Below are 11,707 nucleotides of genomic sequence, written 5' to 3' on the forward strand. Positions count from 1 at the left end.
GCCGAAACTTCGGATCAACTCGTCTAGGGTTTCCGCCCCGCTAGGGTTTCCGCCCGCTCACTCCGCCTGGAGCACCAGCAGCGCCAGGTCGTCCTCCGGGGGCCGGGGCCCGAACTCGTGCACCAGCCGCCTGATGCGCTCGGCGACCAGCTCGGCGTCCAGGCCCGAGCACCCGGCCAGCGCCGCGGCGAGGCCGTCGCCGTCGTCGAACTGGCGGGAGCCGCTGCGCCGCTCGGTGACCCCGTCCGTGACGCACAGCAGCGTGTCGCCGGACCGCAGCTCGAAGGTCTCGCTGACGTACGTCGCGTCCTCCACGACGCCGAGCAGGGTCTGCGGGCGGGCGACCGCGGTCACCGTGCCGTCGGACCCGAGGAGCAGCGGCAGCGGGTGTCCGGCGGACGCGAGGGTGCAGCGGACGCCGCCGTCGAAGGGGACCAGCTCGCCGTAGAGCAGGGAGAGGAAGCGGGTCTGCGGTCCGTCGCCCGGGGCAACCGGTGGGCCGCCCGCGGCGACCAGGGCGCGGGCGGCGGCGTCGGCGGCCTCGGTGGCGTCGTCGAGCAGGAGCTGGTTGAGGCGGTCGAGGACGTCGGGGACGCCGTACTGCTCGCGCGCCAGCAGCCGCAGCCAGGGCCGGGCGAGCCCGATGACGACGGCGGCCTCGGGTCCCTTGCCCTGGACGTCGCCCAGCGCGAAGCACCAGCGGCCGTCGCCGGCCGGGAAGAGGTCGTAGAAGTCTCCGCTGGGGCCGCCCTTCTCCCGCGGTTCGTAGACGAGGGCGCTGCGCACGCCCGGGATCTCGGCGACGGCACCGGGCAGCAGGCCGCGCTGGAGCACGGCGCTGATGGTGGCCTGCCGCGCGTACTGGCGGGCGGCGCCGATGGCGAGCGCCACCCGGCGGCTGAGGTCCTCGACCAGCCCGGTGATCTCGTCGGGGAAGCCGGGCGGGCCGACGTGGTCGCCGGTGTCCGTGGCGTCCGCGGTGGCCACCGGGCCGGCCCGGCCGATGACCAGGGTGCCCAGGGGCCGGCCGCCGGCGACCAGGGGGTAGGCGAGCGCGGTGCCGCTCGTGCCGAGCGCCTCGGCGGGCCAGGGGTGGCCGACGGGACCGGAACGCCACGGGTCACGGGGGCGGGGCGGCTCCTTCTCCAGCGCCGCGCGCAGAACGTCGAGGTGGCCCTCCCCGGCATGCCACACGCGGGCCAGCCGGGCGCCGACGGACGCCCCGGGGTCGTCGCTCCAGGCGCCCCGGCCCAGGGTCTCGTCCTCCAGCCACACCCCGCACCAGTCGGCGAGCCGGGGGACGACGAGCTGGCCGGTGAGCGAGGCGACCAGATCCTCGTCGAGCTGCCCGGCCAGCAGGTCGGAGGCCTCGGCGAGGAAGGACAGGGCCCCGCGGCCCAGCCACTCCCGGTCGCGGACACCGCACCGCCCGGTCCCCGCGGGGCCGTCGCGCAGGCCGGGCCACTGCGAGGAGCGGACGGGACCGTCCCCCGGCCCACCGGCACCCACCGGCCCACCCGCGCCGGGGCCGGGTCCCCCGGCGCGGGTGGGCACCGTGGCGCACTGCTCCGGCACTGTGGCGCACTGCTCCGGCGCCGGAGCGCCCGGGGCCCGCCTTGGCGCGCCCGGGTCCCGCCTCGGCGTACCCGTGGCCCGCTGCGGAGCGCCCGTGGTCCGCTTCGGAGCGCCCGGCGCCCGACGACCGCCGGGGTTCCCGCGACCGCCGGCAGCCTCCCGGCCGCCGGAGTCCCCGCGGCCTGCGGCACCCCTCGAATCGTCGGCGCCCCCGCGGTCGCCGGGGACCGCGGCAGTGCCCCGGCCCCGTCGACGCCCCCGCGCTTCCTCGCCGCGGTCGGGGTCCGGCGTCGGGGTGTCCGGACCGTCCGTGCCATCCGGGCCGCCCGTGCCGCCCGTGCCGCCCGTGCCGCCCGTGCCGCCCGTGCCGCCCATGCCGCCCGTACCGCCCGTACCGCCCAAGACTCGACGGCCGTCGGAGTCCGCGCGGTCCACGGATCGCCCACGGTCAACGGAGACACCGTCGTCCACGGACCGCCCACGGTCCACAGAGCCACCGTCGTCCACGGAGCCACCGCGGTCCACGGAGCCCTCACCGCCGTCGGGATCCCCGCACCCCACGGAGTCCCCACGGCCGCCCAGGGCCACGGAACCTCCCCGGCCCCGCCGCCTCCTCCGCGCCTCCCCGCCGTTCCGGGCGCCGCTCCGGTCGCCCGGGCCCTCCACCGCCGGCCACGCGTCCGGCTTCGCGTCCGGCTCCTCGGCCTGTCCCGCCGCCCCGCACGCCTCCGTATACGTCTCGGCGCACGCCTCGGCCGCTCCCGCTCCACCCGGGCCGCCCGGGCCCCCGCCCGGCAGCCGCGCCCACACGGTCTTCGTGCCCGGGCGGTACGTGACGCCCCAGGCCTCCGCGAGCGCGGCGACGAGCCGCAGGCCGCGCCCGTACTCGGCCGGTTCGTGCGGTGTCTCCAGGTCGCCGCCCCTCGGGGCGCGGGAGGGGTGCTGGTCCGCGACCTCGACGACGAGCGTGCCGGTGTCCTCCACCTGGAGGCCCACCTCGACGTCGGTACCGGCGTGCACGACGGCGTTGGTGACCAGCTCGCTGACGACGACCAGGGCGTCGGTGGCCAGGTGCTCGGTCAGCCGGTCCGTGCCGGGCAGGCCGAGCGCGGTCCAGTCGGCGAGCGCGGCCCGCACCATCGCGCGGGCGGCGCCCGGCGCCAGCGAACTCCCCAGCAGCGTCATACGCGCCCGCGCGCACTCCTCGAAGCACCCGCCGGAGCCCCCGGCGGATGCCTCGACGGTGCGCGCCGGCGCCGCGCCGGCACGGGAGGCGGTCTCCCGCTGCGTCGGAATGGCCCCCATTGGACGTCTCCCCGGGCAGTTCGTGCGAATTCCTCACACTCGATGCCGACAGAGTGACAGACCGGCCCCGGACATAAGCACGGAGTTACCGAAGTGGACCGCGATGAGTGAAATCCGTGCTAAGCGAACGCTCGAAGACGTCCGGAAACCGAACGCGAACCGGACGCCTTCGAGCAGCTACGCCTCGCGTGCGCCCTCGTACATGTCCTCGATCAGGTTCTTGTACTCCCGCTCCACCACCGGCCGCTTCAGCTTCAGGCTCGGGGTGATCTCGCCGTGCTCGACGTCGAGGTCGCGGGGCAGCAGGCGGAACTTCTTGATGGTCTGCCAGCGCTGGAGGCCCTCGTTGAGCTGCCGGACGTAGCCGTCGACCATCTCGACGGTCGCGGGCGCCGCGACGATCTCCGCGTACGGCCTGCCCTCCAGGCCGTTCTCCTTGGCCCACTCCGTGATCGCGACCTCGTCGAGGGCGATGAGCGCGGTGCAGAAGTTCCGGTCGGCGCCGTGGACGAGGATGTTGGAGACGTACGGGCAGACCGCCTTGAACTGCCCCTCGACCTCGGCGGGCGCGATGTACTTGCCGCCGGACGTCTTGATGAGGTCCTTCTTGCGGTCGGTGATGCGCAGGTAGCCGTCGGGCGACAGCTCGCCGATGTCGCCGGTGTGGAACCAGCCGTCCGACTCCAGCACCTCGGCGGTCTTCTCGGGCAGCTTGTGGTAGCCCTCCATGATGCCGGGGCCGCGCAGCAGGATCTCGCCGTCGTCCGCGATGCGCACCTCGGTGCCGGGCAGCGGCTTGCCGACGGTGCCGGTGCGGTAGGCCTCGCCGGGGTTGACGAAGGAGGCGGCGGAGGACTCGGTGAGGCCGTAGCCCTCCAGGATGTGGATGCCGGCGCCGGCGAAGAAGTAGCCGATCTCGGGGGCGAGGGCGGCCGAGCCGGAGACGCAGGCGCGCAGGCGGCCGCCGAAGGCCTCGCGGATCTTGGCGTAGACGAGCTTGTCGGCGACGGCGTGCTTGGTGCGCAGGCCGGCGGGGGCGCTCGCGGTGCCGGTGCGCTTGAAGTTGTCCTGGGTGACCTTGGCGTACTCGCGGGCGACGCCGGCGGCCCACTGGAAGATCTTGTACTTCGCGCCGCCGCCCGCGCGGGCCTTGGCGGCGACGCCGTTGTAGACCTTCTCGAAGATGCGGGGCACGGCCGCCATGTAGGTGGGCCGGACCACCGGCAGGTTCTCGATGATCTTGTCGACGCGGCCGTCGACGGCGGTGACGTGACCGGCCTCGATCTGCCCGGAGGTCAGCACCTTGCCGAAGACGTGCGCGAGCGGCAGCCACAGGTACTGCACGTCGTCCTTGGTGACCAGGCCGGTCGCGGCGATCGCCCTGGCCATGTACGACCAGCAGTCGTGCGGGAGGCGGACGCCCTTGGGCCGGCCGGTGGTGCCGGAGGTGTAGATGAGGGTGGCGAGCTGGTCCTTGGTGAGCGCGCCGACGCGCTCCTTGATCAGCTGCGGTTCGTTCTCCAGGCGGGCCGCGCCCCGGCGTTCCAGCTCGTCGAGGGTGAGGACCCACTCCTCGGCGGTGTCGGCGCCGGCCGGGTCGATCACGACCACGTGGGTGAGTTCGGGCAGCTCGGCCCGCTTCGCCTTCGCCTTGGCGAGCTGCGCGGCGTCCTCCGCGATCAGCACCCGGCTCTCGGAGTCGGAGAGGATGTACGCCGACTCGTCGGCGTTGGTCTGCGGGTAGACGGTGGTCGTCGCCGCACCCGCGCACATGATGCCGAGGTCGGCGAGGATCCACTCCAGGCGGGTGGAGGAGGCCAGCGCGACGCGCTGCTCGGGCAGCACGCCCAGCTCGATCAGGCCCGCCGCGATCGCGTACACCCGCTCGGCGGCCTGCGCCCAGGTCAGCGACTTCCAGTCGTCGGGGCCCTCGCCGGAGGCCGGCGGCACCGGGTAGCGGTACGCCTCGGCGTCCGGCGTGGCGGCCACCCGCTCCAGGAAGAGTCCCGCCACGGAGGGCGGACGGTTCTCGATCAGTGTCTGTGTGTCGCTCACGACATCCTCCGGGCCCGCGACGGTGCGGCTGGCTCAGGTGCGGCTGGATTCACTCTCGGGCGGCTGTTCGGGCCGTGGTCAAGCGGCGCGTCGGACTGGTGCCCGATCACTTGTTTAACTCACGAGTAACTACGGGGCAGGCATCAGCGTAAAGGGCGACCGGCCCCCGCGTAAGAGCCCGCGCCCTGTCATTTCCTACAGACGCCCGCCCGTGACATGCGAAGAGACCCGCCGCACTTTCGTACGACGGGCCCCTCGGTGTCCGTTTTGGCCGGACGCGGCGTGCGATGCGGCGGTTACTTCTTGCCCTTGGCCGACCCCGCGCTGTCGTCGCTGGACAGCACCGCGATGAAGGCCTCCTGCGGAACCTCCACCGAACCCACCATCTTCATCCGCTTCTTGCCTTCCTTCTGCTTCTCCAGCAGCTTCCGCTTGCGGGAGATGTCACCGCCGTAGCACTTGGCGAGGACGTCCTTGCGGATGGCGCGGATGGTCTCGCGGGCGATGACGCGGGAGCCGATGGCGGCCTGGACCGGCACCTCGAAGGCCTGCCGCGGGATCAGCTCCTTGAGCTTGGCGACGAGCCGCACGCCGTAGGCGTACGCCTGGTCCTTGTGGGTGATCGCCGAGAAGGCGTCCACCTTGTCGCCGTGCAGCAGGATGTCGACCTTGACCAGGCTGGAGGTCTGCTCGCCGGTGGGCTCGTAGTCGAGCGAGGCGTAACCGCGTGTCTTGGACTTGAGCTGGTCGAAGAAGTCGAAGACGATCTCCGCGAGCGGGAGGGTGTAGCGGATCTCCACCCGGTCCTCGGAGAGGTAGTCCATGCCGAGCAGGGTGCCGCGCCGGGTCTGGCACAGCTCCATGATGGCGCCGATGAACTCGGTCGGAGCCAGGATCGTGGCGCGCACGACCGGCTCGTAGACCTCGTTGATCTTGCCCTCGGGGAACTCGCTCGGGTTGGTGACGGTGTGCTCGGTGCCGTCCTCCATGACCACGCGGTAGACCACGTTGGGCGCGGTGGCGATCAGGTCGAGGTTGAACTCGCGCTCCAGCCGCTCGCGGATCACGTCGAGGTGGAGCAGGCCGAGGAAGCCGACGCGGAAGCCGAAGCCGAGGGCGGCGGAGGTCTCCGGCTCGTAGACCAGGGCGGCGTCGTTGAGCTGGAGCTTGTCCAGGGCCTCGCGCAGCAGCGGGTAGTCGGAGCCGTCCAGCGGATACAGGCCGGAGAAGACCATGGGCCTGGGGTCCTTGTAGCCGCCGAGCGCCTCCTCGGCGCCCTTGTGCTGGCTGGTGACGGTGTCGCCGACCTTCGACTGGCGGACGTCCTTCACGCCGGTGATCAGGTAGCCCACCTCGCCCACGCCGAGGCCGTCGGCGGCGAGCATCTCGGGCGAGTTGGTGCCGATCTCCAGCAGCTCGTGGGTGGCGCCCGTGGACATCATCCGGATCCGCTCGCGCTTGTTGAGCTGGCCGTCGATCACACGGACGTACGTCACGACACCGCGGTAGGAGTCGTAGACGGAGTCGAAGATCATCGCGCGGGCCGGGGCGTCCTTGACGCCGACCGGGGCCGGGATCTCGGCGACGACCTTGTCCAGCAGCGCGTCGACGCCGAGGCCGGTCTTGGCGGAGACCTTGAGCACGTCGTCGGGGTCGCAGCCGACCAGGTTGGCCAGTTCCTCGGCGAACTTCTCGGGCTGCGCGGCCGGCAGGTCGATCTTGTTCAGCACGGGGATGATCGTGAGGTCGTTCTCCATCGCCAGGTAGAGGTTGGCGAGGGTCTGGGCCTCGATGCCCTGGGCGGCGTCGACGAGGAGGATGGTGCCCTCGCACGCGGCCAGCGAGCGCGACACCTCGTAGGTGAAGTCGACGTGCCCCGGGGTGTCGATCATGTTGAGGATGTGCGTGGTGCCCTCGTCGTGGGACGGGGCCCACGGCAACCGCACCGCCTGGGACTTGATCGTGATGCCGCGCTCGCGCTCGATGTCCATGCGGTCGAGGTACTGGGCGCGCATCTGCCGCTGCTCGACCACACCGGTCAACTGGAGCATCCGGTCGGCGAGCGTGGACTTGCCGTGGTCGATGTGCGCGATGATGCAGAAGTTGCGGATCAGCGCCGGGTCGGTACGGCTCGGCTCGGGCACATGGCTGGGGATCGCGGGCACGCAGGGTCCTGATTCTTGAGGCGTCCGCAGTGTCTGCGGTCTCGGGTCGGATCGATACGTAGCCTCCATGGTCCCACGGGTGGGGAGCCGGATGGGGTTTGGGACCCTCGCCGAGCCGCTGGTAGTGTGGGTGACTGTGTCTCTTGCCCTCTCAGCGTGAGGCACTCCTTCAAGAAATCACCGGCACGGGACCCTCGCGGCCTCGTGCCTGAACCTGCAAAGGCTCATTCGTGGCGAACATCAAGTCCCAGATCAAGCGGAACAAGACCAACGAGAAGGCCCGGCTGCGCAACAAGTCGGTCAAGTCCTCTCTGAAGACCGCGATCCGCAAGGCCCGCGAGGCCGCCGCCGCGGGTGACGTCGAGAAGGCCACCGAGTACCAGCGCGTCGCTTCGCGCGAGCTCGACAAGGCCGTCTCCAAGGGCGTCATCCACAAGAACCAGGCCGCCAACAAGAAGTCGGCGCTGGCGCAGAAGGTCGGCGCTCTCCAGGGCTGAATCCCTTGTCTGGTCTGATCGCCGGAAGGACCCAGAGCGGGCCCTCTCTCATCCGCTCCCGTCCGGCACCCGGGATCCGTGCGCGGCCTGCGTTCGCCACGCGGGCACGGATCCGCGAGCTTGATCCGGAGGCCCCGGTGGCCGTCCTTCCCCAGGACGGCGCCGGGGCCTCCGGTGTGTCCGGGGCCGCGCAGGCCCGGGGAGGCGGCCGGGAGGAGGGACGGGCCTACGACCGCCCCCGCGAGCGGGCCGCCCGGGCGATGGTCACCACGGCTTTCTCCAGGGCGTACTCGGGGTCGTCCCCGGCGCCCTTCACTCCCGCGTCCGCCTCGGCCACCGCGCGCAGGGCCACGGAGACGGCGTCCGGGGTCCACCCGCGCATCTGCTGCCGGACGCGGTCGACCTTCCAGGGCGGCATGCCCAGCTCGCGGGCGAGGTCGGCGGGGCGCCCGCCGCGGGCGGAGGACAGCTTGCCGATGTTCCGCACGCCCTGCGCCAGGGCGCTGGTGATCAGCACCGGCGCCACTCCGGTCGCCAGCGACCAGCGCAGCGCCTCCAGGGCCTCCGCGGCACGTCCCTCGACCGCCCGGTCGGCGACCGTGAAGCTGGAGGCCTCCGCCCGCCCGGTGTAGTACCGCCCGACGACCGCCTCGTCCACGGTCCCCTCGACGTCAGCGGTGAGCTGGGAGACCGCCGAGGCCAGCTCCCGCAGATCGCTGCCGATCGCGTCGACCAGGGCCTGGCACGCCTCGGGGGTGGCGGAACGCCCGGCCGTACGGAACTCCGAACGCACGAACGCCAGCCGGTCGGCGGGCTTGGTCATCTTCGGACACGCCACCTCGCGCGCCCCCGCCTTGCGCCCGGCGTCGAGCACGCCCTTGCCCTTGGCACCGCCCGCGTGCAGCAGCACGAGGGTGATCTCCTCGACGGGGGCTGCGAGGTACGCCTTGACGTCCTTGACCGTGTCGGCGGACAGGTCCTGCGCATTGCGTACGACCACGACTTTGCGCTCGGCGAAGAGCGAGGGACTGGTGAGCTCGGCGAGGGTGCCGGGCTGCAGTTGGTCGGAGGTGAGGTCGCGTACGTCCGTGTCGGCGTCGGCGGCCTTCGCGGCGGCCACCACCTCCTGCACGGCACGGTCGAGCAGGAGGTCCTCCTGGCCCACGGCAAGGGTCACCGGGGCGAGAGGGTCGTCGTTCGCAGTCTTCCTGGCCATCGCGACAAGCATCGCACGCACCACTGACAACGCCGGACGGCCCCGCGGGCCGAGCACCGCCGGACGAGCACCGCCGCACGAGCGCCGCCGACCGCGCACCGCCGGACGGGCGCTACGGCTCCTCGCGCCAGCCCTCCCACTCCCCCGCGAACGCGTCCAGTTCACCGGGGTCCAGCGCGTCCCGCTCGTCCCTCAGGACGACCAGCCACTGGGCGTCCTCGGCGTCGTCCTCACCGGCCAGGGCGTCCCGGAGGATCCGGGGCTCCTCGTCGATCCCGAACCGCTCCCCGAGCGCCTGGGCCGCTTCCTCCGCGGCGTCGCGGTCGGGCAGTACCAGTACATGTCTCACGTCGCTCACGGGAGCCATTCTCGGTCAGCTCTTGGGAACGATCTGCACGTCGAGGTCGATGCGGATGCTGGGGCCCACCACCGCGATGCCGCGGGCCAGCATCGTCTGCCAGCTCACCGTGAAGTCGTCGCGGTGCAGTTCGGTGGTGGCGCGGCAGGCGGCCCGCGTCTCGCCCTCCATGCCGTTGCCGAGGCCGAGGTACTCCGTGTCCAGGGTGACCGTGCGCGTCACACCGTGCAGGGACAGCGCGCCGGTGACGGCCCAGCGGTTGCCGCCGCGGTGGGCGAACCGGTCGCTGTAGAACTCCAGGGTCGGAAACCGCTCCACGTCCAGGAAGTCCGCCGAGCGCAGGTGGTCGTCGCGCATCTTCACGTTGGTGTCGATGGAGGCCGCGTCGATCACGACGTGCATCGCCGACTGCTGCATGTCGTCGGCGATCCGCACGGCTCCCGCGAAGGAGTTGAACCGGCCGTGGATCCGGGCCAGCCCGATGTGCCGCGCGGTGAACGCGATCGAGGAGTGCGCCGGCTCTATCTCCCAGTCGCCCGACGCGGGCAGCTCCGGCGGCTGGGCCACCTGGAGCGTCACGTCCCCGAGCGAGGCCAGCGTGTCCTCGACGACCGTGGCGGAGGCGCGGTAGGGGGTGTAGCCCTCGGCGGAGACGGCGAGCCGGTACTCCCCCGCGGGCACCGTCGTCACGAACGACCCGAAGGGGTCCGTACTGCCGCCGACCACCTTGCGCCCCATGGCGTCGCTGACCGTGAACTCCGCGTTCGGCACCGGGGCGCTGACGGGGTCGAGCACCCGGCAGCTCAGCACTCCGGCGTCCGGCGGGGTGTGCACCGCCGCCAGGGGACCCGTCCGTTGCATCCGCTTCGTTCGGCTTCCCAGCAAGCGGCCGATCATTGGCGACACCCTCTGCACGACTTCGAAGAACTAGTTGACTGGGAAAACATTCGATCACCGATGTGGCTTTCGAGGCAACACGGGACTACATCACAGCAAACCGTCGCATGTGCCGGCAGTCGGCAGGAGAAGCCCTCTGTGCTCCGGTTTCACCGCACCGGGCGGGATTTCTCACAGGAGGCGCACAGGCCGCCGGGTCTCCGGCAGCGCCTCCTCACGCCTCCCAGTACAGACCGCGGACCTTCGCACTCGTGATCGTGACCGGGGTCTGGTCGCCCGCGTCGGGCGGGTAGTAGGCGAACTCGAAGCGCACCCTCTCGTTGGCGACGACCGAGCCGCTGTTCCCGAAGTCCGGGTAGCTGCCGCCGGTGGTGCCCAGCCGCTCGACGATCGGGCCGGTCCACCTGCTTCCGTCCGGCCGCAGGTGGTAGAAGCGGCCCTGGAGCGTGGAGCCGGGCGGCACGACCATCTGGAGGTGGGCCGTGGCCTGGTAGTGGGACGCGCCGGTCAGCAGGTCCGTCCCGCCCACGGTGAGCGTCGTCCACTTCCGGGGCGTGATCCGCTGGTCGTCGTTGCCGGTGCGGCTGATCGCTCGCGGCATGTCTTCCTCCTCGGAATCGCCGGGTGTCCAGCCGGCGGGGTGGTTGAGGCGTTCTTCGACCCGGGCGCGCATCGAGGCCATGGTGAAACCGCGCGGGTCGACCTTTCCGGGCTGCCACTCCAGGTGGCCGACGACGGACCGCCCGTTCCAGCCGTGGTGCCGGCACAGGGCGGCGGCGGCCCGTTCGATCGCGTCCAGTTGTGCCGCGGGCCAAGGGTCCTTGCCGTCGCCGAGGTTCTCGCACTCGAAGCCGTAGAAGTGGCGGTTGCCGTCGGTGTCGGCCTCGTTGTCCGGGGGCAGCGCCTTCTCCGCGATGACGGCGCGCAGCACGTCGCCGTCGCCCAGGCCGGCGTGGTTGGCGCGGCCGTGGCCGACCAGGTGCACACGGCCGTCCTTGGTGATGACGCCGTGGCACAGGGGGCCGGGCAGGCTCGCGTAGCCCTTGCGGCAGATGTCGACGGTGGCGGCGCTGCCCCGGGTCACGGTGTGGTGGATCATCACTCCGTGGACGGGGCCCCACGGCCCCTTGTGGTTGCGGTTGTGGCTGCGCCAGTCGCCCACTTCGACGACGGTGAGGCCCTCCGCCTTCAGTGCCTTCAGGAAACCGCTCGCGGTGATGGGGGCGGCCATCAGCCACGCTCCGGCCGCGACGACGTGGTCCGCCGCCCGTCCTCGCCGGGCCGGTGCACGACGGTGCGCCCCGGGCTGGGGGCAGGGGGATGGGGCATGGGCTGCTCCTTCTGCGGTCGTTCGGGCGGGCGTTGACGAAGCCGTCGCGGGCGGAGCCGTCGCCGGTCGGACGGCTTCGAGGCCCTGGGAGGGTGGAAGTGGGGGTGCGGGGGCGCTGGTGGGGGGACGATCGGCCGGGCGCGTCGGCTGCGCCGCACGGTGGCGTCGCTCTGCCTCGCTGGTCTGGAAATTCCCGGTGCCCGCCCGGCCTACGCCTCCCACGGCACCGCGGGACCGGAGCAGCGTGCGTTCCGGCCAGTACGGGGTCCCCGCGCCCCGGCGGAGCGGGCCCGTCCGAGCGCCCCGACC

At 72.3% G+C, this 11,707-nt stretch carries 8 protein-coding genes; 1 reads left to right on the forward strand and 7 read right to left on the reverse strand.

Annotated elements, in window-relative coordinates:
• Positions 1-57: 57 nt before the first annotated feature.
• The 3 genes from Sdi02f_RS36555 to lepA all read right to left on the reverse strand — a co-directional run bounded on the left by Sdi02f_RS36555 (position 58) and on the right by lepA (position 7,100).
• Positions 58-2,880, reverse strand: coding sequence for a SpoIIE family protein phosphatase (locus tag Sdi02f_RS36555; RefSeq protein ID WP_245962233.1), 2,823 nt, complete (start codon positions 2,878-2,880; stop codon positions 58-60).
• A gap of 177 nt (positions 2,881-3,057) precedes the next feature.
• Complete coding sequence (locus Sdi02f_RS23600; protein WP_031184575.1) at positions 3,058-4,935, reverse strand: AMP-dependent synthetase/ligase; 1,878 nt, start codon at positions 4,933-4,935, stop codon at positions 3,058-3,060.
• 296 nt (positions 4,936-5,231) lie between these two features.
• Positions 5,232-7,100, reverse strand: coding sequence for a translation elongation factor 4 (lepA, locus tag Sdi02f_RS23605; protein WP_030399888.1), 1,869 nt, complete (start codon positions 7,098-7,100; stop codon positions 5,232-5,234).
• 230 nt (positions 7,101-7,330) lie between these two features.
• On the opposite strand from lepA, the gene rpsT reads away from it, so the two are divergent.
• Complete coding sequence (rpsT, locus tag Sdi02f_RS23615) at positions 7,331-7,597, forward strand: 30S ribosomal protein S20 (protein WP_030399889.1); 267 nt, start codon at positions 7,331-7,333, stop codon at positions 7,595-7,597.
• 226 nt (positions 7,598-7,823) lie between these two features.
• Here the strand turns inward: rpsT and holA are convergent, their stop codons facing one another.
• The 4 genes from holA to Sdi02f_RS37005 all read right to left on the reverse strand — a co-directional run bounded on the left by holA (position 7,824) and on the right by Sdi02f_RS37005 (position 11,299).
• On the reverse strand, positions 7,824-8,813 hold the full coding sequence (gene holA / locus Sdi02f_RS23620) for a DNA polymerase III subunit delta (RefSeq protein WP_199815028.1): 990 nt from the start codon (positions 8,811-8,813) through the stop codon (positions 7,824-7,826).
• A 112-nt stretch (positions 8,814-8,925) separates the two neighbouring features.
• Positions 8,926-9,171 (reverse strand): hypothetical protein, encoded by a 246-nt coding sequence (locus tag Sdi02f_RS23625; protein ID WP_037824459.1) that lies wholly within the window; start codon positions 9,169-9,171, stop codon positions 8,926-8,928.
• A 15-nt stretch (positions 9,172-9,186) separates the two neighbouring features.
• A complete protein-coding gene (locus Sdi02f_RS23630; RefSeq protein WP_079080524.1) occupies positions 9,187-10,068 on the reverse strand; it encodes a YceI family protein in 882 nt (293 codons plus the stop codon).
• 214 nt (positions 10,069-10,282) lie between these two features.
• Positions 10,283-11,299: an N-acetylmuramoyl-L-alanine amidase gene (locus tag Sdi02f_RS37005; protein ID WP_053639402.1), complete on the reverse strand. Its 1,017-nt coding sequence runs from the start codon at positions 11,297-11,299 to the stop codon at positions 10,283-10,285.
• Positions 11,300-11,707 lie beyond the last annotated feature (408 nt).

This window comes from Streptomyces ardesiacus, assembly GCF_003112575.1.
Taxonomy (GTDB): Bacteria; Actinomycetota; Actinomycetes; order Streptomycetales; family Streptomycetaceae; genus Streptomyces; species Streptomyces ardesiacus.

Bases quoted from the DNA above. Each gene is read 5' to 3' on its own strand.
- Sdi02f_RS36555 (WP_245962233.1), bottom strand. From the start codon at position 2,880: ATGGGGGCCATTCCGACGCAGCGGGAGACCGCCTCCCGTGCCGGCGCG.
- holA (WP_199815028.1), bottom strand. From the start codon at position 8,813: ATGGCCAGGAAGACTGCGAACGACGACCCTCTCGCCCCGGTGACCCTT.
- Sdi02f_RS23630 (WP_079080524.1), bottom strand. From the start codon at position 10,068: ATGATCGGCCGCTTGCTGGGAAGCCGAACGAAGCGGATGCAACGGACG.
- Sdi02f_RS37005 (WP_053639402.1), bottom strand. From the start codon at position 11,299: ATGGCCGCCCCCATCACCGCGAGCGGTTTCCTGAAGGCACTGAAGGCG.